The following is a 24,648-nucleotide window of genomic DNA, read 5'->3' as shown; positions in this document are numbered from 1 at the left end:
CGGCTTAGTTATTATCATCTAACGATTATTGTGACATTTTTACCGAAATTTGCTCGCCCTTCATCTGTTTTTTTAACATTCTTTTGGTGCGGTCGACCACATCACCCACTAACTGCCCACAGGCCGCATCGATATCATCACCACGGGTCTTTCTGACTATCACTGTATAACCGTATTCCATCAGTACTTTGGCAAAACGGTCAATGCGCGAATTACTCGAGCAGGTATACGGTGAGCCCGGATACGGATTAAACGGTATAAGGTTAATCTTGCACGGGGTGTCTTTCATTACTTTAGCCAGCTCATGGGCTTGCTCCGTTGAGTCGTTAATCTGATTTAGCATTACGTATTCAACGGTTACTTTGCCCTGGTTGGCCTTGGACTTACTCAAGTAGCGACGTACGCCGGCCAAAAAGGTCTCAATGTTGTATTTTTTATTGATCGGTACGATTTCGTTACGCAAGGTGTCGTTGGAGGCATGTAACGAAATGGCCAGCGCGACGTCAATTTGATCGCCCAGCATATCCAGCGCCGGCACTACGCCCGAGGTACTCAGTGTCACCCGTCGTTTGGACAAGCCAAAACCAAAATCATCCATCATGATGTCCATGGCGGGCACAACATTTTTTAAGTTGAGCAACGGCTCGCCCATGCCCATCATTACGACATTGGTCACCGGACGTTGGGAAGTATCATTGGACAAGCCTAAGGTGGTTGCTACGCGCCACACCTGACCGATAATTTCGCTGACGGTTAAATTGCGGTTAAAGCCTTGCTGCGCGGTGGAGCAAAAAGTGCACTCCAGTGCACAGCCAACCTGCGACGAAACGCACAAGGTAGCCCGGTCCGCCTCAGGGATCCATACCGTTTCAACTTCCTGACCGCCTTCCAGCACCAACGCAAATTTAATGGTACCGTCGGTAGCCTGTTGATGGTAAGCAATCTCTGGCGCTTTAACTTCGCACAACTCTATCAACTTAGCCCGTAAGTTTTTGTTGATATTGGTCATCTGTTCGAAATTGTCAACGCCATGCTGATAGATCCATTTCATGACCTGATCGGCACGGAATGGTTTTTCACCTATCTCTGCGAAATAGTTACGCAATCCCTGCCGATTAAAGTTTAATAAATTTGTTTTGGTCATAAAAAGGTATCATCTTAACGAAATTCGGGTTTAAAACGCGCATAGAATACCATGAAACCGATATTCATTCACAGACACAAAAGGGAGCCGAGGCTCCCTTTTATTCATTGCGTTGGCGTTTCGCTTAGCGAGTGCGTGGGCAAATCTCTTCTTCAGAGAAAAAGTACGCGATTTCGCGCGCTGCAGACTCTGGTGCGTCTGAACCGTGAACCGCATTCTCATCGATAGAAACCGCGTAGTCAGCACGCAGTGTGCCGGCTGCCGCCTCAGATGGGTTAGTTGCGCCCATAATTTCACGGTTTTTAACCACGGCATTTTCGCCTTCAAGCACCTGAACCATTACCGGACCAGACGTCATGAAATCAACTAACGCACCAAAAAACGGACGTTCTTTATGTTCAGCATAAAAACCTTCGGCTTGTTCTTTGCTCATGTGAACCATTTTAGACGCTACGATGCGCAGACCGGCTGATTCAAAACGGTTGTAAATAGCACCGATAACGTTTTTTGCTACGGCATCAGGCTTAATGATTGAGAAAGTACGCTCTAGAGCCATCTTCTGTCTCCGGTTATAATTGTAAAATTTTGGCCGCGAATTATAGGCAATCTTTGCCTTATTGCCTAGGGGCTAAAGAGCAATTATCAAAAAATCTTAATAATTACGGTCAGCAAATACCACGAATACCTGAAATTAGCGATATTGTGCCGCCAAATTCTGAATTTTACCAACTATAGCACGTAATCCATTCCCACGAGTAGGCGTAATATGACGCTCTAAATCAAGCGCATTAAAGTAGCCGTCAATGTCAAAAGCGATGATCTCATCAGGGGTTTTATCATTGTATGCCGCCATCACAAGCGCCAACAGACCGTGTACAATCACGGCATCGCTGTCTACTTCAAAGTGGAGTTTGTCACCATCCATTGCAGAAACCAGCCAAACGCTGCTTTGACAGCCTTTCACTAAACGTTCCGGCGTTTTATCGGTGTCATCAAGGCGGGGCAGTGCTTTACCTAAATCTATGATGTACTGATAACGTTGTTCCCAATCATCAAAAAACTCCAGATCTTCAACGATTTCCTGACTCGAAGGTAGCTGCATGAAACTCTCTCTTATTTATAAAACGGCGGTCATTTAATTAAAAAAACAGGCCAGCTTCAAGCTGTGCTTCTTCGCTCATTTTATCCCGCGACCACGGCGGATCGAAGACCAGTTCTACCTTAACATCCTGCACATTGGGTACCAGGCCAACACGATATTCTACGTCACCTACCAGTACCGGCCCCATTCCGCAGCCGGGGGCTGTGAGGGTCATATCAATATTGACGGTCTGTGTATCGGGTTCGATGTTAACCGAGTAAATCAAGCCAAGTGATACCAGGTTAATCGGGATTTCCGGATCGTAAATCGTTTCGAGCGCCTGCCAGACCTGACTCTCATCAATAGTGTTGTCACTAGGGGCAGTAAAATCAAGGGTCTGCGGTTTACGACCAATGGCATCAGCATCGGTACCGTCAATACGCAGCATATTGCCACGCCAGGTTACCGTGTAGTTGCCACCAAGATCCTGGGTTATATTAACAAATTCACCATCGGGAATAATGACTGTTTCACCAGAGGGGACTTTACGCGATTTTACCTCGCGTTCGGTCACGACCATTTTTTGCTTCATAGCGTGGGTTATCCGATGTTAAAGCTTTCACCACAACCGCATTCGTCTACCACGTTGGGGTTGAAGTATTTAATAACGCCGTTAACACCTTCCTGAACATAATCAATTTCAGTGTTCTTGAGCAGTGACACAGCATCTTTAGCGACCGCAACGGTAAGCTTATCGGAAACACTCATTACTTCGTCGCCATCTTCGCTGGCATCAGCAAAGTCAAGTACATAGGCATAGCCGGTGCATCCGCTCACTTTCGTTGATAAACGAATAATCTTGTCCGGATGATTTTTAAGCTTGCCTTCAAAATGCTTTATGGCATTCGGCGTTAAGGTCACTACATCCTGACTGGGTACAAATGTTTCTACGGTCATTATTAATCTCTCCTAACCCAACATTGTCTGGGCTTTGCGTAAACCCGCAAAGAATGCTGACACTTCATCGAGTGTGTTATATAACGAAAACGACGCGCGCGCAGTACCGTTAATGCCAAGGCGATTCATGAGCGGTTGTGCGCAGTTATCACCTGTGCGAATAGCAATGCCCTGACGATCGAGGATAAAGCCGATGTCGGCCGGATGCGCCTTTTCCATTACAAAACTTAAAATACCGACCTTTTTGGGGGCCGTACCAATCAGACGCATGCCTGCTATTTGCGACGCCTGCTCCATAGCAGATTCAATCAGCAGGGACTCGTGCGCCTGGACCGCGGCTAAATCGAGTGTATTGAACCAGTCTACCGCAGCGCCCAGTCCTATTGCTCCGGCAATATTAGGCGTGCCGGCTTCGAGACGGTTCGGCAACACACCCCAGGTTGCTTCCTGATAAGTAACATCGGCAATCATCTCGCCGCCGGTTAACCACACAGGCCAGTCTTCGAGCACGGCTTTTTTGCCCCACAACACGCCTATACCGGTAGGGCCAAATAGTTTGTGTCCCGAAAACGCATAAAAATCACAGCCCAGCGCCTGTACGTCGACACCTCCATGGGCTATGCCCTGAGCGCCGTCAACTAATACCAGCGCCCCATAGGCTTTCGCCATGGCGGTTAGTTCTTTAACCGGGTTAACGGTACCCAACGCGTTAGAAACGTGAGGGAACGCCACCATGCGGGTGTTCGGCCCCAGTGACGCCTTAAAGGTTTCAATGTCCAGCTCGCCGTTATCAAAAATCGGCGCAATACGCAGGGTCGCACCACTGTGCAGACAGGCCTGTTGCCAGGTTACCAGATTTGCGTGATGCTCCATTTCGGTAACAACCACTTCATCACCGGCCTGCAAACGTTCAGCTAATCCTCTGGCCACCAAATTAATGCCTTCGGTAGTACCGCTGGTCCAAATGACTTCTTCACGGCTACCGGCATTGATAAAGCCTGCAACCTGCTCACGGGCGCGTTCATAGCGTCTGGTTGCTTCATCCGACAGATGATGCGCGCCGCGGTGCACATTGGCGTTACATTTTGTATAAAAGTCTACCAGTGCATCAATAACAGCTTGCGGCTTCTGGGTTGTGGCAGCGTTGTCTAAATAAACCAGCGGTTTGCCGTCTATTTGTTGTGACAGAATGGGGAATTGCTGACGAATGGCCGCAACGTCGAAGCTCATTTGACCTCCATGCCGACAAAGCGGTCATGTAGTTGCGCAAGTAACCATGCCGAAATACTCTGATTAGGCATTTGTCTGATCAGCTCCTGAATAAAACCAAAGTTGAGCATAATCAAAGCCTGACTACGTTTAATACCGCGGGCGAGTAAATAGTATAACGCGGTATCGTCAATCTCAGCGACTGTCGCGCCATGGGCACATTTCACATCATCGGCGTAGATTTCAAGTTCTGGCTTGGTGTTAATGATAGCCCGGCGTGACAGCAACAAATTACGGTTGTTAAGCTCTGCGAGGGTTTTCTGGGCGTCACGGTGAATATGGATACGACCGTTAAAGACTGCCTTTGCGCGATCGCCTACAATGCCGCGGGCGTTTTCTTCTGTGGTGCAGTTCGGTACCGCGTGTTCAATGGTAGTGTGCAGGTCAAACAGCTCGCCTTCTGCCAGCAGATACATGGCATTGAGTTTAGCATTGGCAAATTCACCGGCATATTCAACGTCAACATCCAGCCGTGATAACTGACTGCCATACCCCACAAGGGTACTGTTGAGCTCGGATTTTTGCCCTAATCTGAAATGGCAACCACCGACATGCATCGCCTCGCCGGTATACATCGCCAGTCGATAATGCTCCAGGTAGGCATTGTCATCAATGACAAATTCGCTGAACGCAGTATTAAAACTATTGGTACTGCCATGGCCGTCTTCAAAAAGGGTAGCGCGGGCCCCCTCCTGCACATGCACCAGCACCCGCATGTGTTGATCGCCCTGATTATTCGCCAGTTGCGTTATGCGCACAGGTGTTGTTACTGAATGACCTGCTGCAAACGTGATAAACACGCCGTCAGCAAGCAAGGCATCATTCACCTGGCCAAACAAATGTTTAGTCGGTTTTACTTTATTGAATTGAGTTTTGATGATCTCTTGCTGCGCCGCATTCGCGGTGGCAAAGGTAACAATCTCTACACCGTCAGGGAGTGACAACGCAGTGATATCGGTCAATAGTGTATTACCACTAAACACCAGCTCAATGGCTGTTAAATCATCAATTCTGGGGCCTGCTACCGACGTGTCCGACGGCGTCGACATCGCCACACTGCGTTTCTCAACCGGTACTAACGGCGTAAAACGCCAGTCTTCCTGACGCCGCACCGGCCAGCGAACTTTATCGAGTTCGGCCAGTGCCAGTTGCCGCTGTGGCGCAAGCCAGTCCTGACGCGTTTGCCCCGCTGCGATTACCTCAGACAGCCAATGGCTCATGCATCTTCCTCCTCGTACGCCTTACCGAGAAAGGCATAACCTGATTTTTCTACTTCCAGGGCCAGCGATGCATCGCCACTTTTAACAATTTCACCATCGGCCAGAATATGTACGAAGTCAGGCTTGATGTAGTCGAGCAGACGCTGGTAATGGGTCACCACAACAAAGCTGCGCTGACCATCACGCTGGCTGTTTACGCCTTCTGCCACCACTTGCAAAGCATCAACATCAAGACCGGAGTCTGACTCATCCAGAATACACAGGCTTGGTTCTAACAAAATCATTTGCATGATTTCGTTACGCTTTTTCTCACCACCAGAGAAGCCTTCATTGACGCCCCGCTTTAAAAAGTCAAGCGGCAACTGAACCTGCTTACACGCTGCTTTGGCTTTTTTCAAAAACTCTGCGGCGGTTAATGGTTCTTCACCGCGATGTTCCCGCAGCGCATTAACAGATTCTTTGAGGAACTCCATATTACTTACACCCGGAATTTCTACAGGGTATTGAAACGCCAGAAACAGGCCTTCACGGGCGCGCTCTTCAACTTCGAGTTCGAGTAAATTTTTACCATTGAGCGTGGCGCTACCGCCTGTTACTTCATAACCTTCACGGCCTGACAACACGTAACCAAGCGTACTTTTACCCGCACCATTTGGCCCCATGATGGCATGGACTTCACCTGGTTTTACTTCCAGATTAAGCCCTTTAATAATTGTTTTATCTTCAACACTGGCGTGCAAATTATCGATAGATAACATTAACGTATTTACCCCACAGAACCTTCTAAACTGATTTCAAGTAACTTGCCGGCTTCGACGGCAAATTCCATTGGTAACTCTTTAAAGACCTCTTTACAGAAGCCATTTACAATCATGGATACCGCTTTCTCGGCATCGAGCCCGCGCTGTTGGCACAGAAACATTTGTTCGTCGCTGACTTTTGAGGTCGTCGCCTCATGTTCAACTATTGCCGACGGGTTGCGGCTTTCGATATAAGGAAACGTATGCGCACCACACTTATCACCTATCAGCAACGAATCACACTGGGTGAAGTTACGTGCGCCATCCGCTTTCGGCCCCATTTGCACCAGCCCGCGATAGGCATTGTTGCTGGTTGCAGCGGATATGCCTTTGGAAATTATCGTAGAGCGGGTGTTTTTACCCAAATGAATCATCTTGGTGCCGGTATCAGCCTGTTGATGACCGCGGGTCAGAGCCACCGAATAAAACTCGCCGACACTGTTATCCCCTTTTAATACGCAGCTTGGATACTTCCAGGTCACAGCAGAACCGGTTTCTACCTGAGTCCAGGAAATTTTAGCGCTGTCGTGACAAATGCCGCGTTTGGTAACAAAGTTATAAATACCACCTTTACCGTTCTCATCGCCCGGATACCAGTTTTGCACGGTCGAATACTTGATGTTGGCATTGTCCATGGCAACCAGCTCAACCACTGCTGCGTGCAGCTGATTTTCGTCGCGCTGCGGCGCGGTGCAACCTTCGAGGTAACTTACGTGACTGCCTTCATCAGCAATGATCAACGTACGTTCAAACTGACCGGTATTTTGTTCGTTAATGCGGAAGTAGGTGGATAGCTCCATCGGGCAGCGCACGCCCTTAGGAATATATACAAACGAGCCGTCAGTAAACACGGCGCTGTTGAGGGCGGCAAAGAAATTGTCGGTACGCGGTACAACTGAGCCAATGTATTTTTTGACCAGCTCAGGATACTTTTGAATCGCTTCTGATATCGGGCAGAAAATAACCCCGGCATCTTCGAGCTTCTGCCTGAAGGTAGTTACCACTGACACCGAATCAAACACGGCGTCCACCGCAACGCCTGCGAGCATTTCCTGCTCATGCAGCGGGATACCGAGCTTGTTGTAGACATCGATCAAATCCGGATCGACTTCGTCGAGTGATTTAGGCTTATCCTTCATACTTTTTGGCGACGAATAGTACGAAATCGATTGATAATCTACTTTGGGATAGTCCACGTGAGCCCAGTCCGGCTCTTCCATTTCCAACCATGAACGATAGGCTTTAAGGCGCCATTCCAGCATCCATTCCGGTTCATTTTTCATTGCTGATATACGGTGGATTATGGACTCGTCCAGACCATTTTCGAAGGTGTCAGACTCGATTTCCGAATAGAAACCCGCCTCGTATTTTTTCGATAATGCCTGTTCGATTTGCTCGCTCATTGACTCATCTCACTTATATTGAACATTTACGTAGGTGCGTTTTTACTTCCACGCAATACTACAAATTAACTGTATTATATAATACCTGAGTATTTCACTCAACTATTCACTGATGATCTTAAATGTATGCTGTGAGTGCTGAGATGACTGCCCGGACCTTATTTATCCTGGTTTTGTCGGGCACGACTCTTATTTGTCGGGTACTACCGTCGGGGGCGCGATCTTGCCTTATTATCAGACAAACTGCAATCGCAGCACGGCACCTTGTGAATTGCCGTGTTTCCCCGGACGCCGATTATCCCGTCGCGCGGGCCTGACGCAGTGTGTGCGTGACTTCTGACACACGTTTTATCGTATGCTCAATATCCTCGGCTGTAGTGTAGCGCCCTACCGAAAAACGCAAACCCGCGTGCGCCAGTTCATCACTGCGGCCTAACGCGGTGAGCACATACGAGGGTGCCATACTCGCCGAGGTGCATGCTGAACCAGTTGATAGTGCAATGTCATGCAGGCCCATCACCAGGCTCTCTCCATCGACACCGCCTATACTGATATTAATAATACCCGGTACGCGATGATTCAGATCGCCATTTAAATGCACATCTCCCAACATCGCCAGTTGCCGCCACAGTTGCTCGGTATAACCGCGCAGCCGGGCGCTTTCCTGGTCCATTTTGTGACCGGCCAGTTCACACGCCAGGCCAAAACCGACGATTTGGTGGGTCGGTAATGTGCCGGAGCGCATGCCGCGCTCATGGCCGCCGCCATGTATTTGCGCCGTGATTGGCGTGCTGGGGCGGCGTCGTACGTACAGCGCGCCGATTCCTTTAGGTCCGTAGCATTTGTGGGCAGAAAACGACATTAATTCGACCGGTAGTTCAGCCAGATTAATGGGTAACTTGCCCAGGCTCTGCGCGGCATCAACGTGAAAAGGTACTTTGTGTGCCCGGCAAACCTCGCCGATTGCCGCAATGTCCTGCACGACACCAATTTCGTTGTTCACATGCATAATACTGACTAGAACAGTATCGGCGGTGATCGCATCAGCCACTTGTTGGGCACTAATTAAGCCCTGGGGATCTGGTGTTAAATAGGTAATTGCGGCGCCTTTTTTCGCCAGATATTCGCAGGTATCAAGCACAGCTTTATGTTCGGTACAGGCGGTAATGATGTGCGGTGTATCCACATCGGACGCTTCTACAACGCCCTTTATTGCCGCGTTATCAGACTCAGTGGCACCAGACGTAAACACGATCTCGCGCGGATCACAGTTAACCAAATCAGCAATTTGATTTCTGGCGATATCAACCGATTCTTCAGCCATCCAGCCAAACCGGTGAGAGCGCGATGCCGGATTACCAAAGTTACCTTCCATCGTCATACAGGCAGCCATACCGTCAGCGACCTGGGGGTCAACCGGGGTCGTTGAGGCGTAATCAAGATAGACTGTGGAGCGATTATTCATAATATTACAGTTGTATGCTGACTTGAATTTTGCCTTCCAGGCTATTATTTGTGTGTTTGTCCTGGCGACCTGCCACTGCCTGCACATCGCCTTTAGCCATTAGCTCACCTAAGGTTATGCCATCAAGAAAGTGGCTGATACGGTCGCTGAGATCTTGCCACAAACTATGCGTCAGACAACGCTCACCGGCCTGACAATCACCCTGCCCCTGACAGCGGGTGGCGTCGACAGACTCATCCACGGCACGAATTACATGACCAATAGCAATCTTGTGTGCGTCACGCCCCAGTTGGTAACCACCGCCGGGACCACGTACGCTAATCACCAGCTTATCCTTGCGCAACCGCGAAAACAGCTGCTCCAAATAAGACAGCGAAATTTCCTGACGCGCAGAGATATCAGCCAGCGACACCGGGCCCTGCTGGGAATGCAGCGCCACATCGAGCATAGCAGTAACGGCGTATCGACCTTTGGAGGTAAGTTTCATAGTCAGCTCAGCTAAATTCGGACAGTTGTGTATATCTATCTAAAATTGTTCCATACCCGAGTATTTTGGTCAAGTATTAAACCCTGGCGTTTGCTCAGGTATTCAACGGCGCTTATATCTGTGGGTCAAATTCGTCATGGCTACCCTTATGGGTTGGCACAACCGGAGAAATGCCTGTGCCGGCAAAGTCTTCGGCGGTCATTGAACTGAAGCACTCCGTACTGACCTCACCGCCCATTTTTTGAATAACCTGGCAAAGCTCTTCAACCCTGCCTTCCATCGCATGAATATGTTCAACCATTATGCCCATCGCATTTGCCACGGGATCGGGGTTATCAACCGCCACGGCATAGGCGTCAAAACCGTAAATTTTGGCGATTGCATGACGCTTATTGGTGGCATCTCTGGTGGGGTTCACGGCCTGTATGATACGACCGGGTATACCCAATACGGTGGAGCCGGCCGGCGCGTCCTTTACCACTACCGAGTTACTGCCGATTTTAGCGCCTTCACCTATTTCAATAGGCCCCAGCACTTTGGCTCCTGCGCCCACTACAACGTTATTTTTCAGCGTGGGATGGCGTTTTCCTGCCTGCCAGGTCGTACCGCCGAGAGTTACCCCATGATAAATGGTAACATCATCGCCAATCTGCGCCGTTTCACCAATCACTACTCCCATGCCATGATCGATAAAAAAACGCCGCCCTATTGTGGCCCCGGGGTGGATCTCAATGCCGGTTAACCAACGATTAAAAGTCGAAAGTGAACGGGCCAGCCACTTTAGCTGCAGCCGCCAAAGCTTATGACTAATCCGGTGCAGCCACACAGCATGCAGCCCCGGATAATTGGTCAGTACTTCAAACGTATTGCGGGCCGCCGGATCACGGTGAAACACAGCGGCGATATCTTCTCGTACACGGCGAAACATGGGTTACTTCTCTACCGACTTATCGATTGACGCCAGTATACCACGCAGGATATTAAGCTCTTGCGACTCAGGACGCGCGCGGTTAAATAAGCGACGTAAGCGCGTCATGACAATGCCCGGATGACTGGGATTGATAAACTGCACTTTGCTCAGTGTCGACTCAAGGTGCACGTAAAAGCGTTCAATGTCGTCATTTAGCGGGTATTCTGCTTCTTCAGTTTCGTAAGAGTCCTGATTCAGGTAAGCCATACGAATTTCATAGCATAACGTTTGTACTGCGGCGGCCAGATTCAGCGAGCTGTAATCAGGGTTAGCCGGTATACACACATGAAAGTGACACTGCTGAAGTTCTTCATTGGTTAAGCCGTTGTTTTCCCGTCCGAAGACTAACGCAACCGGGTAATTGCTCACTTCTTTTATGAGCTTTTCGCCACAGCCACGTGGCTCCAGCATCGGCCAACTCAGGGTTCTGGAGCGCGCCGAAGTACCTACCACTAAACCGCAGCCTGCAACAGCCTCTTCTAGCTTACTGACAATCTTAGCCTTAGCCAGCACATCCCCGGCACCGGCAGCCAGCGCGCTGGATTTTCCATCCGGCTCAGAAACCGGATCAACTAAGTATAAATTACTCAGCCCCATGGTTTTCATTGCCCTGGCAGTAGAACCAATATTCCCGGTGTGGGAAGTATTAACAAGTACAATACGAATGTTTTCTAGCATGCTGTATATATGATGTAGTTGTGGAAGTGGCGCAGAGTGTAGCATACAGCTTACATCTTCACACCGGCCAAGTTAACTGCCCACTACACTTAACGTTGCATTAGTGCTTAGACCTGTTAAAATCCGCCGCGTTTATTTTTTGATCTTTTACAATTGGTGGTTTGTTATGCATCCGATGCTCAACATTGCGGTGCGCGCTGCGCGCGTGGCTGGCTCTATTATCTTACGCGGTTTCGAAAATCGTGCCGACTTAGTTAAAGAAGTTAAAGGCAGTAACGACTTCGTTACGCAAATCGATAAAGAAGCCGAGATGGCGATTATTCACAAGATTAAGCAGTCTTATCCTGATCACAGCTTTTTAGGTGAAGAAAGCGGCGAGACTCAGGGCGATAACGCAGAGTTTCAATGGATCATCGATCCGCTGGATGGCACCACCAATTTTATCAAAGGCATCCCCCATTTTGCCGTATCAATTGCACTGCTGCACAAAGGCCGTTTGGATCAGGGTGTAGTATTTGACCCTATCCGCGGTGAGCTATTTTCTGCATCCCGCGGCCAGGGTGCCCAGCTCAATGGTTACCGAATCCGCGCCAGTAAGGCCCGCGACTTATCGCAAACAGTATTAGCTACCGGCCTGCCTTTTAAAGATAAAAGCCAATACGCCGACTACGCAGTACGTTTAAATAAAATCTTCCATGACTGCGGCGATATTCGTCGTGCTGGTAGCGCCGCCCTCGATTTAGCCTATGTTGCTGCCGGACGCCATGATGGCTACTGGGAGCGAGGAATAAAGCCCTGGGATATTGCTGCCGGTGAACTACTCGTGCGTGAATCCGGTGGTCTGGTTACCGATTTTAGCGGTAATAATGACCCGCTCTTTAAAGGTGAGATAGTTGCCGGTAGTGGTAAGGTAGTGCAAGGGCTGGTTAAGCACCTTAAATAAGCGCTCCCATTTATTGTAAGCACTCATCAAAAAGGCCACTGTAAAGTGGCCTTTTTCGCTTATGCGTGTCGCTTACTTCTTGGTTGACTAACCGTTAAGTGACGCAAGGTAAGCTTTGAAGTCTTCCCCTAAGGTTGGGTGACGCAACGCATATTCTACGTTGGCTTTCATATAACCAAGCTTACTACCGCAATCATGGCTTCTGCCTTTCATGTAATATGCATCAACCTGTTCAACTTTCATCAATGACGTGATGGCATCTGTCAGCTGAATTTCGCCCCCTGCACCAGGCGGTGTGTACTCCAGTAATGGCCAGATTTCGTGGGATAATACATACCGGCCGACCACAGCCAGGTCAGACGGTGCTTCGTCCAACGGTGGCTTTTCAACCATATCGTAAATCTTCGCTGATTCGCCGGGCTTAATTTCCGCGCCTTCCAGATCAACAATACCGAACTTGGAAATACTTTCCTGTGGTACCTGCTCTACCATAACCTGACTGACCCGGTTGGTATTAAAGCGCGCCACCATATCAGCCAAATTGTCCTTTTTAAGGTTGCTGGCGTAATCATCAATAATGACATCGGGTAACACCACAGCAAACGGATCGTCGCCTACCATAGGGTGGGCACACATAATCGCATGTCCCAAGCCTTTTGCTGCGCCCTGGCGAACGTGCATGATGGTAACGTCCTTAGGACAAATAGCCTGAACCTCTTCCAGTAACTGTCGTTTAACACGTTGTTCCAGGGTAGTTTCCAGCTCAAATGAGGTATCAAAGTGATTCTCGATACTGTTCTTACTGGCGTGAGTGACCAGTATGATTTCTTTTAGCCCTGCCTGTACGCATTCATTCACCACGTACTGAATTAATGGTTTATCAACAACCGGCAGCATCTCTTTGGGAATGGCTTTGGTTGCAGGAAGCATCCTGGTGCCAAGGCCGGCTACAGGGATAACGGCTTTTTTTACCTGACTCATTATTTATGTCCTTTAATTGAAAGTCCTCGACCTATTGCGTAATAATGCAATCCGTATTCCGAAATGATTTTCGGATCATATAGGTTTCTGCCATCAAAAATCAGCGGGATAGAAAGTTTCTCTTTGATGAGTTCGAAGTCCGGCGCTCGGAATGACTGCCATTCAGTACATACGACTAAAAAGTCGGCGTTCTCCAGCGCAGCCTCTTTTGTCCCAACCAGTTTAAGATCCGGGCGGCTACCATATATTCGTTGAGTTTCTTCCATTGCTTCAGGGTCGTAGGCCTGTACGGTTACGCCTTGCCCCCATAATAACTCCATTAATACCCGACTTGACGCTTCGCGCATGTCATCGGTATTGGGCTTGAATGAAAGTCCCCATAATGCAACGGTTTTACCGGCTATATCACCGTCAAAATGACGATTGATATATTCGAATAACTTCTCTTTTTGAGCATAGTTGACAGACTCGACAGACTCTAACACTTTGGCTTTATACCCGACCTGATTTGCACTGCGAATGAGCGCTTGCACATCTTTGGGGAAACATGAGCCGCCGTAACCACAGCCCGGATAGATAAACTGATAGCCAATACGAGGGTCTGAGCCTATACCACGTCGCACGTTTTCAATGTCAGCGCCAAAACACTCAGCAAGGTTAGCCATTTCGTTCATAAAGCTAATTTTTGTTGCCAGCATACAATTCGCTGCATATTTTGTTAATTCAGCAGAGCGAATATCCATAACGATGACTTTGTCATGGTTGCGGTTAAAGGGTGAATAAAGCTCGCGTAGTTTTTTCTCTGCGGAGTCACTTTCTGTGCCAATGATGATCCGATCGGGGCGCATACAGTCGTTAACAGCGGCACCTTCTTTTAAAAATTCAGGGTTCGACACTACATCAAAAGTCAATGTCTTATTGAGCCCTTCTAACGTTTCGGCTACTTTCGCATTGACACGATCGGCGGTGCCAACCGGTACCGTAGACTTATTAATAATAATTTTGTGCGATTGCATATGTGTTGCGATGGTTTCGGCTACCGCCAGCACATATTTCAAATCAGCTGATCCATCCTCATCGGGCGGCGTGCCTACCGCAATAAATATCAGCTCACCGTGTTCTACGCCAGCTTTAGCATCGGTGGTGAAATCGACCCGACCGCCTTCATAATTGCTGGTTACCAGCGGTGTTAAGCCTGGCTCGTAAATCGGAATAATGCCGTTTTTCAGGTTATCTACTTTAGCTTGATCAACATCCACACAAACAACTTCGTGGCCAACTTCTGCCAAAACGGCAGCCTGCACCAAGCCTACATAACCAATTCCGAAGACTGTTACCTTCATTATTTACTTCCCTCTATGACTAAGCACTTCCTGCAATGCGCACAGGTTTTTGTAGTTTAAAATCTATTTATTAAAGCATCATGACGCACCGGGCTCAATACAAATCATTTATCAGTTTTGTAGCGCCCGGTGCGGGCACGTAAGCCATCCTTTATACCGGCACTGATATAGCGTCCCCGCAGCGTTGAATCCGCCACAAAAAAGCGATTCACCAGCCAACGAACCGGTAACGCAATTAAATTTCGCGCTTTCCAGTAAAGCGGCACATAAGCACGTCTTAACAACACCAAAATATTTCGATACTGGTAGTACAGGCGCAGCGGCTGGCCTATCTTAAATGTAATGCCCAGCAATCGCTTGCGCTCCTCTCCCTGGCGGTGCAAGAGCGAAGTCTCGCTGTCGCATACTACAACATAGCCTTTTTGTTGTGCCCGCCAACACCATTCGTGATCAACACCATCAATAAATAGCCCTTCTTCCATCAGGCCAATATCATTTATTACCGATAGCGGGATAGTCATGCCCGAAGCAATAATTTGCCGGCAAATCAAAAAGCCGTCATCGCTTTTTATGGGTTTTTGAAACCCGGCTTTCACTGCCCGGTGATCAAACTGACTGACAATTGTCGGACCATAAGCGGCAAGTTGATTAAATTGTCTGCAAGCTTTTTGTGTTCGCATCATCAGCGCAGCTATGAAGCTTTCATTTAATTCGCTGTCCTGATCCAGCAGCATCGCAAAGTCACTTTGCAATTGTTGCGCCAGCTTTAAACCACTGTTTTGAGCCGCAGCAATGCCTGCATTGTCGGCAAACTGCAGATAATGGATGTTGGCGCTAAACCAATGCTGATGTGAATCAGGGGAATTATCGACGATAACCACTGTCCATCCGGCCTGGCAAAGCAGGTCGATATTATTAAGAAGGGGGCTCTGTTCCGGATGAAACAGCGTAATTATGGCTGCAAAATTCAATGTTTGACAATTTTTTCCAGTATGTGGCGATCGAGCTTATACGCCATCTTTATAATACCTGAAGGCATCATACGCAATCCCAGTACAAAACACGCATAAAACAAATTGTAAGGGGTAAGGCGTCTCAGTTCACACATAGCGCGAATTCTGGCGCGAAATTCATTTAACGATTTGATCAGTCCGCGGCGCTTATAAAAATCGTTTACCCGGCGAAATCTGAGTAACTTATCTTTGAGATTACAAAAGATATACCCTTTTGACGCCAGTTCGATCCACAAAAAATAATCCTGCGTGTTACGCAACGAATCGTTATAGCGGTAGCCATCGGTGAATACATTGTAACGAATGCAAACAGTTGGGTGATTAATGGTACAACGGCGAGGCAACAGACGTTTGATCTGACGATTGGTCTGCGGCATTACCCGCGCCCCGACTTTCTGGTTTTGCTCATTAATTTCAACCAACCCGGTGCCCAGAATTGACACATGTAAATGCTTATCCAGGTAATTAATTTGTTTTTCGAGTCGGTTAACTTCAGAGACATCATCCGCATCCATGCGAAAAAAATACTGTGGTTTTAAGGACAAAGACCAATCGATGGCGAAGTTCATGCACGAAGACAACCCACGATTAACCGTTCCCTGGACAATAACGAGCCTCTCATCATCGGCGCCGTGCTGCATGATCAAATCATACATCGACTGGGGAATTTCGCCGTCAATAACGATTACATACAAAAAATCAGTGTAGGTCTGTTGCCGGATACTACTTATTGCTTGTGCGACCCATTCTTCACGGTCCTGACCGTAGACAGCCATCGCTACGATAGCGGGTACTTCATGCACGATATAGCGGCTATGCTTAATTGAAAAATTTGGCGTCAAAAGAACATCCGCTTAGCTAGAATGTGCCGCAGTGTAACGGATTCTAAAATAAAATTGCATCTTTGTTGCTTATTTAGTTCTGAAATAACGTTCGTTTGGTATCACGCACGAAACGAATGATTTTCCATATATTCATGATTGCTGTACTGTACACAACGAGTAATGCCATGAACCCCCAGAACATAATATAATCAGGTACTTTGTACACTTCCCCTAAAATACCAATTACGCAGTAAGCAGCGCCCATTAACAAGATTGCTACCAATGAGCGTCGAGGACTAAAACCGGCTCGCATAAAGATATTATGCAGATGCTTGGTATCAGGCCGCAATACAGACTGACCTTTGCAGGCACGGCGAAACATAATCGCCGCCATATCCATTAACGGCAGACCTATCAACCAGACACCCGTGATGGGTCGCAACGACGCGTTTTCACCCTGGGTATGATCAACCAGCAACCAGACTATCGTTAAGCCGACAAACATGCTGCCTGCGTCACCCATGAAGATCTTGTTGCCTTTAAATCCTTTCAGACTGAGATTAAACGCCAGAAACGGGACAATTGCCGCTATGATAACCAGTGGTTCCATGATGGCTGCCCCATTGCCAGACAGCAATAGCAAACTCACTACGCTAACTAATACCACAAGACTCATACCACCGGCTAAACCATCAATGCCATCAATCATATTAATCGCGTTGATAACCCCTACAACGCATATGAGCGTGAAAAAATAGCCTGCCAGACCGAGATACACCGAACCAAAACCAAAAATATCACCCAGTGATGTAATATAGTTTTGTGCGCTCCACGCCATGATTGACGCTACGCCGAACTGACATACCAGACGCCCTTTAGCACTGAGATCAAACCGATCGTCCAGCATACCTAGCAGCACAATAAAAGAAGAAGCAGTAAAAAACAGCGGGTTGTTTTTCATCCACACGTCAGTGAGAACACTGGCAACTAAAACCGCTACAAATATCGCTACGCCGCCGGTCAGAGGGACCAGGCCATTGTGACGCTTACGATAGGAGGGCTGATCAACCAGTCCAAACTGGTGTGCAAGGGGAGTCATAACAACCAGTAAAACGAGCGCAACAACAAACGCCGTTAACAACGGAACTAACTGAAGATAACTCATCATGCCTTATTTATCTCCACAGAAGGCGCCTACTGGTGCACTGGTGCCTACGCTGTAAAACGGACCATCCATTAAATTACTGACTCCATTAATATTATTTTTATAGTTACGATTAATCATGACAGCTATGCTAAGTTTTGTGGAGAGATAGCTAAATTCTTACTAATGATAATAAACATCTGCACTACTGACTAGCCCCAACCATCAAATTAAATTCATTCGGCTACTATTTACGCTAAAACTTCACTTTTTAACCTTTCAGTCTTAGCCTGATAAATCTGTGCATGCCTTTTTTTTCGGTTATGTTATGCTAATTGCCATCATAAATGGACGTATTTCGTTGAACAATGAGAAAAGTAATTTCAAGCTTCGCATTGTTAACTACTGTGTTGAGTTTGCTTGGGTGCGTGTCACAACCGCAAAACGTCAAGTCTAATCTGCCGCTAGTTAATCAGAGCTATACCAGTGTTACCGGACAATTTAACGAGCAAAAAACGGCATCCGCCAATTCAAACTATGCAATGGCCATACCGGAACTCAATGTAGTCAGCAATAAGCCGTTAGTTATTGATGGAAAAGAGTATCAGGTGTCGGCTAGTTATATGTCAGCAATGGGTGCCAAATGTCACCGCTTAGCCAGGTCCAACCTGTCTGGCGCTCAGGAGGTCCGTCCTGTATGCCATTACGACTCGTACTGGCTGCTCTACCCTGCTTTAGTATCCTCCCGCGTTCAATAATAAATAAAGGCTAAAGAATAATATGCGCATTTTTTTATGGTTTGCCGTCGTTTTACAGTTCGCCATGATCACAATTGCCTCTGCCCAAACCGCTGAGCAAATTCAACAAGCCCAACAACAGCTGCAGCAGCGGGGAGCAAATAATAATGCTGCAAATGCGCAGGGCATGACCGGTAATCAACCCATGCAGCTGTCTCCTATACCGGGTTTATCAGGGACTAGTCAAACCGGCACCCGGCCATCCAACGGACAATACACTAACAAGCCCAGAAACGGCTTGGTGTTGCCCGGAGAGCCAACCATGGAAATGGTATTCCCGTTACAGGAAACAATGGACAACCCGCCGTTTGCAGCAAACTTGTTCGTTGGCGGCTTTGAATCAGAACGCGCCAATGCAATCAACGAAAACTACCTGGTGGCACCGGGCGATCAGATCTCAATATGGATGTGGGGAGCCGTTGACTATTCTGATGTGGCCACTGTGGACAGCCAGGGCAATATATTTATCCCCAAGCTCGGGCCGATAAACCTACTCAATGTTCCAGCAAGCAATGTTAACCAGGTGGTTACCCAAACAATTAAGCAGGTGTATACCAACGACGTCAATGTTTACGTTAACCTGTTAACCGCCACGCCAGTATCGGTCTATGTTTCCGGGCCGGTGCTAAGACCGGGACAATATGCAGGGCAAGCGACCGACAGCCCGCTGTATTTTCTTAAACGCGCTGGAGGCATAGATTTTCTGCGCGGCAGTTTTCGCCAGATTGACTTAATACGCAATGGCAAGGTAATCGAATCGTTTGATTTATACGATTTTATAACCAATGGCGAAATTCCGACGGTGTCATTCCAGGACAGAGATGTGCTTTTGATCCATCCGATTGGTCCCACGATCACAGTAAGCGAAGGCGCCCGTAATAGTTTTACGTTTGAGCTCATGCCTGAGGATTTAAGCGGTAATGCATTGGTAGATTATGCGCGCCCCGGTGATTTTATAAGTCACGTTTCCATTAGTGGGCTGCGCGACGGCGCCCACTTTGCCCGTTACACTTCACTGAATAATTTTGGCAATTTTGTCCTGAAATCCGGCGATCATGTGGAATTTAAAAATGACCATGAGCAGCAGGTGTACCCAATCAATATTACCGGCAGTTTTCGCGGTGCCTCCAGAGTCATGGTGAGCAAAGGCGCACGGCTGCACCAGGTACTCAGTAATATCGAGGTCGATCCGGCCCTGGCCAATTTTAAAAGCGTGTATATTTTACGTGAAAGTGTCGCAGAACAGCAACAGATGATTATCGACCAGGCACTCGACAGGTTAGAGCGAAGCGTTTACACGGCGCCGGTGCGTTCTACAGGTGAAGGCTCAATACGGGTACAGGAAGCGCAGTTGGTGTCTGACTTTGTGGCGCGGGCCCGTCAGATTAAACCCTTAGGCAAGGTCATTATTGCCGACAAAAGCAGTGTGGCAAATATTCTGCTTGAAGAGAACGATACTATTGTTATTCCGGCCAAAACCGATCTGGTGCATGTAGGTGGTGAAGTGTTAATGCCCCAGTCAGTGGTGTTCAATCCTGATGCAAAAATCACGGATTATGTGGCCTGGGCTGGAGGCTTTAGTGAACGCGCCAACGATGAGCGGATATTGGTAATCCGCGCAAATGGCATGGTCGACTTTTATGATGCCTCTGACGACTCGGATATCGCAGCCGGCGACCAGGTCATTGTGTTACCTCAAATTGATGCGAAAACCCTGCAGGCTGTAAAAGACATCACGCAAATCATCTATCAGATTGCGGTTGCTGCTAACGTAGCGATAAACTAAAGATAATGTCTGCGCCGCTCAAAATTTCATTCACAGAGCAGCTGAAAGTGTGGCGAACCGTTTGTTTTGCCCTCTTTCTGCGGGAACTCCAATCTCAGTTTAATGACAAGTTAGGCTTGGCGTGGGCGTTTGTTGAACCCTTTCTATTGGTTTTTGGCCTGGCCTACATTCGAAGTGTAATCAGTAGCAGCGATGTCCACGGTGTGCCCATCATGATTTTTATGATGGTAGGCATGATAACCATTCAGTCATTTATTACGCCGTTAAATAAAGTGGCGAACGCGTTTACCAAGAATAAACCCCTGTATGCATTTCGTCAGGTGCAGCCTATCGCTGGCCTACTGGTTAGTGTCTTTATTGAATATGCAATCAAAGCCATTGTTGTAGTGCTGTCGATAGTTGCGCTGTACCTGCTCGATTTAACCTTTGAAGTGCATGACGCGCTGTTGTTACTAACGCTTTTTCATTTGCTGTGGCTAATGACGTTTAGCATGAGCTGTTTATTTGGCATCGCCATGACCTATCACCCGGAAGTCAAAAAGGTCATCAATATATTTACCCGCCCATTATTTTTTATTTCCTGCGTGTTTTTTAGTCTGCAGGATATCCCGAAAGAATACTGGCACTGGTTTACGTGGAACCCGCTGGTGCATATCATTGAGCTAGCGAGGTATGCGTGCTATGAGTCTTATGGCGATGAAGGCATATCCTTTGCTTATCCATTAGAATTTACACTGGTTGTGACGTTCTTTGCTGTATCGCTATACCACATTACCTGGAAAGGCTTGCTTTCACGATGACCATACGGCTAATCAATCTGACCAAGTCATACCCTAGTAAAATAGGCAGACAGTTTATATTTAAAAACATAAACTTTGATTTCCCAACTGAAGACAATGTCGCCATTTTAGGCAAAAATGGTTCTGGTAAATCAACCCTGTTTAGAATGCTGGCTAAAAGTGAATATCCCGACAAAGGTTATGTCTATACCAATAAGTCGATGTCCTGGCCAGTCGCCCTCGCCACTGGTATTCATCCGCTCATGACAGGCAGAGAAAACACGCGCTTTATTGGACGCATTAATAATGTCGCAAATTTAAATTCATACGAAGAAGCGGTACAAGATTTTGCTGAGATTGGTGAACGCTTCGATTTACCGGTGAGAACTTATTCCTCGGGTATGCGGGCCAGGTTAGTCTTTGCCTGCTGCGTAAACATTAACTTTGATATCTACCTGATAGACGAGGCAACGTCGGTGGGCGATCCTAAGTTTCGTCGCAAAGCACGTGAGACCCTGGAAGTAAAAGCCAAACAAGCAGGTTTGATCATGGTCAGTCACGAAATGGACCAAATCAGAGAGTTTTGTACCTCGGCGATATTACTCAAAGACGGTCAGTTACAATTTTACAGTGATCTTGAAGAAGCTATCAGCGTTTATATGGAATGAAGAACTTAATGAATAATAATGTAATAAACAAAGTTTCCAGCCAGGTGGCCAGACGGCCGGCGCTTCTTATCGTTATTCCATGGTTGCTTTATGCAATGTACTTAATGCTTTTGGCGGCCCCAAAATACGAGAGTGTCAGTCAGTTGGTGGTTAAGTCGTCTGATAGCGCCAATAATTTTGACCCCTCATCAATGCTTATGTCAGGTGTCACCGGAGTTTCCTCATCAAATGACAGCCAGTTAGTGGTATCGTTTATCCGTTCAGCGGATATGCTGCATTACCTGGACCAGACCATCGCCCTTCGGGAACACTACATGTCAGATGTGGGTGATGTATTTAGCCGCTTACCGGAAAATCATAGCGACGAGGACTTCCTTGAATTCTATCAGGATAATACCCAGGTCGTTATTGATTCGGCGTCAGGCATTATAGAGTTGTCTGCACGGGCCTTTGAAGCAAGCTATGCGCAACTCATTAACCAGACCATTGTTAACCGCGCGGAATGGTTTATCAATGAGATCAGTAATGATTTGGCAAAATCGCGTTTATCGTTTGCGCAAAGAGAACACGATATTGTTCAGCAAAAGCTTCAGGACAGTAAGCTTGCTCTGTTAGATTTTCAGTCAAAATACAATGTACTCGACCCAAATGCAGAAGGCGCCGCGTTTCAGCAAATTGCGTTTTCTTTAGAAGCGACCCTCGCGCAAAAAGAAGCTGAGCTCAATACCATGTCAAGTATCATGTCCGAGTCCGCCTCACAGGTGATATCGCTAAAACGCCAAATACGCGCTATCAAGGAACAAATAGCCAGCCAGAAAAATAAAATCAATGACGTCCATGCCGATGGTAACAATCGCTCAATCAACCAGTTGATGGCGCAATATTCTAACCTTAAGGTTCAGATGGAGCTATCGCTGCAGGCTTATTCTGCCTCATTAATGACACTCGAAAACGCCCGGGTGGAAACCTATCAACAAATTCTGCATTTGGTGACTATTGAGTCTCCGCGGCTACCTGATGACGCAAAATATCCTAAAACACTCTATAACCTTGTTTTATTGGGCGTCTTATTAACGATGGTGCTTATAGCAGGACGTATCGTCGTGGCAACCATAAAAGAGCTTTGATACTGACCCGGGATGTCATACACGGCCATCATCACAGGTGGCTTGTGTCTGGTATCATCCTCTAGTATAAACAAAGCATTCGATGTATTTATCGCAACCGGTAAACCCAGCATCGACATAAAACATTCAAATAAAAACTATATGGAACTCTGTTGTGACAACAAAAATATCTAACGACACCAGCTTCTTTGGCCATCCAAAGGGTCTACAGACCTTGTTTTTTACCGAAATGTGGGAGCGCATGAGTTATTACGGCATGCGTGCCCTGCTAGTACTTTTTATGACAGCCAGCCTGCAGACTCAAGGCCTTGGCCTGACAGTAGCCACGGCAGGGGCAATTTACGGCCTATACACCGGCGCGGTGTATTTCCTTGGCCTGCCCGGAGGGTGGCTGGCTGATCGCCTGATTGGTGGTAAAAAAGCCGTCTGGTACGGCGGTATCATCATCTTTGCCGGGCACGTAGTGCTTGCTATCGATTTGCAAAGTTTATTCTTTGTGGGTTTGATTCTTGTGGCAACGGGTACCGGACTACTTAAACCAAATATTTCCGCAATGGTCGGCCAGCAGTACAGTGACCGTGACAGCCGACGAGACAGTGGCTATGCGCTGTATTATATGGGCATTAACATCGGCTCTTTGATTGCTTACCTGGTAACAGGTTACCTACAGGAAAGCTGGGGCTGGCATTATGCATTTGGCGCCGCGGCTGTGGGTATGGCGCTTGGCCTTATTCAATATTACTTTAGCAACCACTCGCTATCTGAAGAGTCCGTTGCGCCAGCAAACCCCTATGTGGGCGCTGCCAAACAGCGCGCCTGGACAGGCGTATTGGCTGTTGTCGCAGCGGCAATCATGGTTACCATTTTGGCTCACATGGGCACTATCGTTATCGAGCCTGTGGCCCTTGCACAAAAAGTGGCAATTATCTTCACCATTATTTTCTTTGTCTATTTCGGCCTTATCTACTTTAAAGGTGAATTGAGCGACAATGAAAAGCAGCGTATGTGGGCACTGTTTTTAGTTTGTGTAGCTTCTGCATGCTTCTGGTCTGGTTTTGAGCAAGCAGGCTCATCACTCAATCTCTTTGCACAGAATTATACCGACCGTGTGCTGGAAAGTGGTTCGCTGCTGACATCATGGTTTGGTATGGATGCAATACCGACAGTGTGGTTTCAACTGTCTAACTCACTGTTTATTATTATTCTTTCTCCGTTTTTTGCTGCACTCTGGATCAACCTTGCCAAACGTATGATTGATCCGTCCTATACCATCAAGTGTGCCATTGGTATTGTTATTATGGCATCAGGCTTCCTGGTGATGTTCCTGGCCTCTCAATACGCTGCACAAGGCCTTAAGGTTGCACCGATGTGGCTGGTAACAACGTACTTCCTTCACACTGTGGGTGAACTTTGCCTCAGCCCTGTGGCACTCAGTGCAGTAAGTAAACTATCGCCGAAGCGTTTTGCCGGCCAGATGATGGGCGTATTTGTACTGACCTACTCTATTGGTAACGTCATTTCAGGTCTGCTTTCCGGCAACTTTGACCCTGAAAACTTGCAGGAAATGCCTAACCTTTACCTTCAAATCGCGCTATTTTGCATCGCGATTGCCATTGTAATTGGTCTGTTAAGTGTGAAATCCCGATTCTGGGAAAAAGCAGGTATTGAGGATAAGGCATAGAGAGTCAGTATTAGTGTGTTTTAAGCACTGGTAGATTGCCATACAATAACCGCCGTAAAGTCATTTGCCGGCGGTTTTTTTTAAGAGC

General features: G+C 47.5%; 25 protein-coding genes. 7 read left to right on the top strand and 18 right to left on the bottom strand.

Annotation, left to right across the window (positions count from 1 at the left end):
* Window positions 1-25: 25 nt before the first annotated feature.
* From rlmN to trmJ, 13 genes are all read right to left on the bottom strand, one after another.
* Window positions 26-1,144 (bottom strand): dual-specificity RNA methyltransferase RlmN, encoded by a 1,119-nt coding sequence (rlmN, locus tag OIK42_RS18230; protein ID WP_273642551.1) that lies wholly within the window; start codon window positions 1,142-1,144, stop codon window positions 26-28.
* Window positions 1,145-1,268: 124 nt separating this feature from the next.
* Window positions 1,269-1,700 carry a nucleoside-diphosphate kinase gene (gene ndk / locus OIK42_RS18225; RefSeq protein ID WP_273642550.1) on the bottom strand — a complete coding sequence of 144 codons (432 nt, stop codon included), beginning with the start codon at window positions 1,698-1,700 and terminating at the stop codon, window positions 1,269-1,271.
* 135 nt (window positions 1,701-1,835) lie between these two features.
* Window positions 1,836-2,246: a SufE family protein gene (locus OIK42_RS18220; protein WP_273642549.1), complete on the bottom strand. Its 411-nt coding sequence runs from the start codon at window positions 2,244-2,246 to the stop codon at window positions 1,836-1,838.
* A 37-nt stretch (window positions 2,247-2,283) separates the two neighbouring features.
* The gene (gene sufT, locus OIK42_RS18215) at window positions 2,284-2,817 is read right to left on the bottom strand and encodes a putative Fe-S cluster assembly protein SufT (protein WP_273642548.1); all 534 of its coding nucleotides are present in this window, start codon (window positions 2,815-2,817) and stop codon (window positions 2,284-2,286) included.
* An 8-nt stretch (window positions 2,818-2,825) separates the two neighbouring features.
* Window positions 2,826-3,182 (bottom strand): HesB/IscA family protein, encoded by a 357-nt coding sequence (locus tag OIK42_RS18210; protein ID WP_273642547.1) that lies wholly within the window; start codon window positions 3,180-3,182, stop codon window positions 2,826-2,828.
* 12 nt (window positions 3,183-3,194) lie between these two features.
* Window positions 3,195-4,412 carry an aminotransferase class V-fold PLP-dependent enzyme gene (locus tag OIK42_RS18205; RefSeq protein WP_273642546.1) on the bottom strand — a complete coding sequence of 406 codons (1,218 nt, stop codon included), beginning with the start codon at window positions 4,410-4,412 and terminating at the stop codon, window positions 3,195-3,197.
* On the bottom strand, window positions 4,409-5,671 hold the full coding sequence (sufD, locus tag OIK42_RS18200) for a Fe-S cluster assembly protein SufD (RefSeq protein ID WP_273642545.1): 1,263 nt from the start codon (window positions 5,669-5,671) through the stop codon (window positions 4,409-4,411). Before sufD ends, OIK42_RS18205 begins: the two co-directional genes overlap by 4 nt.
* Window positions 5,668-6,429, bottom strand: a complete 762-nt coding sequence (gene sufC, locus OIK42_RS18195; protein ID WP_273642544.1) for a Fe-S cluster assembly ATPase SufC — start codon at window positions 6,427-6,429, stop codon at window positions 5,668-5,670. Before sufC ends, sufD begins: the two co-directional genes overlap by 4 nt.
* 8 nt (window positions 6,430-6,437) lie before the next feature.
* Window positions 6,438-7,874, bottom strand: a complete 1,437-nt coding sequence (gene sufB / locus OIK42_RS18190) for a Fe-S cluster assembly protein SufB (RefSeq protein WP_273642543.1) — start codon at window positions 7,872-7,874, stop codon at window positions 6,438-6,440.
* Between the two features lie 295 nt (window positions 7,875-8,169).
* Window positions 8,170-9,339, bottom strand: a complete 1,170-nt coding sequence (locus OIK42_RS18185; RefSeq protein ID WP_273642542.1) for an IscS subfamily cysteine desulfurase — start codon at window positions 9,337-9,339, stop codon at window positions 8,170-8,172.
* A gap of 4 nt (window positions 9,340-9,343) precedes the next feature.
* Window positions 9,344-9,826 (bottom strand): Fe-S cluster assembly transcriptional regulator IscR, encoded by a 483-nt coding sequence (iscR, locus tag OIK42_RS18180; protein ID WP_273642541.1) that lies wholly within the window; start codon window positions 9,824-9,826, stop codon window positions 9,344-9,346.
* 112 nt (window positions 9,827-9,938) lie between these two features.
* Complete coding sequence (gene cysE / locus OIK42_RS18175; RefSeq protein WP_273642540.1) at window positions 9,939-10,754, bottom strand: serine O-acetyltransferase; 816 nt, start codon at window positions 10,752-10,754, stop codon at window positions 9,939-9,941.
* A gap of 3 nt (window positions 10,755-10,757) precedes the next feature.
* Window positions 10,758-11,474 (bottom strand): tRNA (cytosine(32)/uridine(32)-2'-O)-methyltransferase TrmJ, encoded by a 717-nt coding sequence (gene trmJ, locus OIK42_RS18170; RefSeq protein WP_273642538.1) that lies wholly within the window; start codon window positions 11,472-11,474, stop codon window positions 10,758-10,760.
* Between the two features lie 166 nt (window positions 11,475-11,640).
* Between trmJ and suhB the strand changes: the two genes are divergently transcribed.
* Window positions 11,641-12,417, top strand: a complete 777-nt coding sequence (gene suhB, locus OIK42_RS18165; RefSeq protein WP_273642537.1) for an inositol-1-monophosphatase — start codon at window positions 11,641-11,643, stop codon at window positions 12,415-12,417.
* An 87-nt stretch (window positions 12,418-12,504) separates the two neighbouring features.
* On the opposite strand, the gene galU is transcribed toward suhB, so the two are convergent.
* From galU to wecA, 5 genes are all read right to left on the bottom strand, one after another.
* Window positions 12,505-13,398 (bottom strand): UTP--glucose-1-phosphate uridylyltransferase GalU, encoded by an 894-nt coding sequence (gene galU, locus OIK42_RS18160; RefSeq protein WP_273642536.1) that lies wholly within the window; start codon window positions 13,396-13,398, stop codon window positions 12,505-12,507.
* Entirely contained in the window at window positions 13,398-14,741 is a 1,344-nt protein-coding gene (locus OIK42_RS18155; protein WP_273642535.1) for a UDP-glucose dehydrogenase family protein, read from the bottom strand. The genes galU and OIK42_RS18155 overlap by 1 nt, the downstream gene beginning before the upstream one ends.
* A 104-nt stretch (window positions 14,742-14,845) precedes the next feature.
* Window positions 14,846-15,712, bottom strand: coding sequence for a glycosyltransferase family 2 protein (locus OIK42_RS18150; RefSeq protein ID WP_273642534.1), 867 nt, complete (start codon window positions 15,710-15,712; stop codon window positions 14,846-14,848).
* Entirely contained in the window at window positions 15,709-16,596 is an 888-nt protein-coding gene (locus OIK42_RS18145) for a glycosyltransferase (RefSeq protein ID WP_273642533.1), read from the bottom strand. The genes OIK42_RS18150 and OIK42_RS18145 overlap by 4 nt, the downstream gene beginning before the upstream one ends.
* Before the next feature lie 73 nt (window positions 16,597-16,669).
* Window positions 16,670-17,746 carry a UDP-N-acetylglucosamine--undecaprenyl-phosphate N-acetylglucosaminephosphotransferase gene (gene wecA, locus OIK42_RS18140; RefSeq protein WP_273642532.1) on the bottom strand — a complete coding sequence of 359 codons (1,077 nt, stop codon included), beginning with the start codon at window positions 17,744-17,746 and terminating at the stop codon, window positions 16,670-16,672.
* A 344-nt stretch (window positions 17,747-18,090) separates the two neighbouring features.
* Here wecA and OIK42_RS18135 point away from each other — a divergent pair, with 344 nt between their 5' ends.
* From OIK42_RS18135 to OIK42_RS18110, 6 genes are all read left to right on the top strand, one after another.
* A complete protein-coding gene (locus OIK42_RS18135; protein ID WP_273642531.1) occupies window positions 18,091-18,480 on the top strand; it encodes a hypothetical protein in 390 nt (129 codons plus the stop codon).
* Window positions 18,481-18,502: 22 nt separating this feature from the next.
* Entirely contained in the window at window positions 18,503-20,305 is a 1,803-nt protein-coding gene (locus OIK42_RS18130; protein ID WP_273642529.1) for a polysaccharide biosynthesis/export family protein, read from the top strand.
* 47 nt (window positions 20,306-20,352) lie between these two features.
* Window positions 20,353-21,105 carry an ABC transporter permease gene (locus tag OIK42_RS18125; RefSeq protein ID WP_273642527.1) on the top strand — a complete coding sequence of 251 codons (753 nt, stop codon included), beginning with the start codon at window positions 20,353-20,355 and terminating at the stop codon, window positions 21,103-21,105.
* Window positions 21,102-21,752: an ABC transporter ATP-binding protein gene (locus tag OIK42_RS18120; RefSeq protein ID WP_273642526.1), complete on the top strand. Its 651-nt coding sequence runs from the start codon at window positions 21,102-21,104 to the stop codon at window positions 21,750-21,752. Before OIK42_RS18125 ends, OIK42_RS18120 begins: the two co-directional genes overlap by 4 nt.
* 8 nt (window positions 21,753-21,760) lie before the next feature.
* Window positions 21,761-22,879: a KpsE/RkpR family capsule polysaccharide export protein gene (locus tag OIK42_RS18115; RefSeq protein ID WP_273642524.1), complete on the top strand. Its 1,119-nt coding sequence runs from the start codon at window positions 21,761-21,763 to the stop codon at window positions 22,877-22,879.
* Between the two features lie 154 nt (window positions 22,880-23,033).
* Window positions 23,034-24,560, top strand: a complete 1,527-nt coding sequence (locus tag OIK42_RS18110; protein ID WP_273642523.1) for a peptide MFS transporter — start codon at window positions 23,034-23,036, stop codon at window positions 24,558-24,560.
* Window positions 24,561-24,648: the final 88 nt, after the last annotated feature.

It is taken from the genome of Alteromonas gilva (assembly GCF_028595265.1).
Taxonomy (GTDB): Bacteria; Pseudomonadota; Gammaproteobacteria; order Enterobacterales; family Alteromonadaceae; genus Alteromonas; species Alteromonas gilva.
Note: the sequence above shows the minus strand (reverse complement) of the source record. Positions and strands in the feature narration are given on the sequence as shown.

Excerpts from the sequence above, each read along its gene's own strand:
- OIK42_RS18155 (WP_273642535.1), bottom strand. The coding sequence starts at position 14,741 with ATGAAGGTAACAGTCTTCGGAATTGGTTATGTAGGCTTGGTGCAGGCT.
- OIK42_RS18210 (WP_273642547.1), bottom strand. The coding sequence starts at position 3,182 with ATGACCGTAGAAACATTTGTACCCAGTCAGGATGTAGTGACCTTAACG.
- OIK42_RS18120 (WP_273642526.1), top strand. The coding sequence starts at position 21,102 with ATGACCATACGGCTAATCAATCTGACCAAGTCATACCCTAGTAAAATA.
- OIK42_RS18130 (WP_273642529.1), top strand. The coding sequence starts at position 18,503 with ATGCGCATTTTTTTATGGTTTGCCGTCGTTTTACAGTTCGCCATGATC.
- OIK42_RS18115 (WP_273642524.1), top strand. The coding sequence starts at position 21,761 with ATGAATAATAATGTAATAAACAAAGTTTCCAGCCAGGTGGCCAGACGG.
- OIK42_RS18205 (WP_273642546.1), bottom strand. The coding sequence starts at position 4,412 with ATGAGCTTCGACGTTGCGGCCATTCGTCAGCAATTCCCCATTCTGTCA.
- OIK42_RS18220 (WP_273642549.1), bottom strand. The coding sequence starts at position 2,246 with ATGCAGCTACCTTCGAGTCAGGAAATCGTTGAAGATCTGGAGTTTTTT.
- OIK42_RS18185 (WP_273642542.1), bottom strand. The coding sequence starts at position 9,339 with ATGAATAATCGCTCCACAGTCTATCTTGATTACGCCTCAACGACCCCG.
- iscR (WP_273642541.1), bottom strand. The coding sequence starts at position 9,826 with ATGAAACTTACCTCCAAAGGTCGATACGCCGTTACTGCTATGCTCGAT.
- cysE (WP_273642540.1), bottom strand. The coding sequence starts at position 10,754 with ATGTTTCGCCGTGTACGAGAAGATATCGCCGCTGTGTTTCACCGTGAT.
- OIK42_RS18135 (WP_273642531.1), top strand. The coding sequence starts at position 18,091 with ATGAGAAAAGTAATTTCAAGCTTCGCATTGTTAACTACTGTGTTGAGT.
- wecA (WP_273642532.1), bottom strand. The coding sequence starts at position 17,746 with ATGATGAGTTATCTTCAGTTAGTTCCGTTGTTAACGGCGTTTGTTGTT.
- trmJ (WP_273642538.1), bottom strand. The coding sequence starts at position 11,474 with ATGCTAGAAAACATTCGTATTGTACTTGTTAATACTTCCCACACCGGG.
- rlmN (WP_273642551.1), bottom strand. The coding sequence starts at position 1,144 with ATGACCAAAACAAATTTATTAAACTTTAATCGGCAGGGATTGCGTAAC.
- sufC (WP_273642544.1), bottom strand. The coding sequence starts at position 6,429 with ATGTTATCTATCGATAATTTGCACGCCAGTGTTGAAGATAAAACAATT.
- sufT (WP_273642548.1), bottom strand. The coding sequence starts at position 2,817 with ATGAAGCAAAAAATGGTCGTGACCGAACGCGAGGTAAAATCGCGTAAA.
- ndk (WP_273642550.1), bottom strand. The coding sequence starts at position 1,700 with ATGGCTCTAGAGCGTACTTTCTCAATCATTAAGCCTGATGCCGTAGCA.
- sufB (WP_273642543.1), bottom strand. The coding sequence starts at position 7,874 with ATGAGCGAGCAAATCGAACAGGCATTATCGAAAAAATACGAGGCGGGT.
- suhB (WP_273642537.1), top strand. The coding sequence starts at position 11,641 with ATGCATCCGATGCTCAACATTGCGGTGCGCGCTGCGCGCGTGGCTGGC.
- sufD (WP_273642545.1), bottom strand. The coding sequence starts at position 5,671 with ATGAGCCATTGGCTGTCTGAGGTAATCGCAGCGGGGCAAACGCGTCAG.
- galU (WP_273642536.1), bottom strand. The coding sequence starts at position 13,398 with ATGAGTCAGGTAAAAAAAGCCGTTATCCCTGTAGCCGGCCTTGGCACC.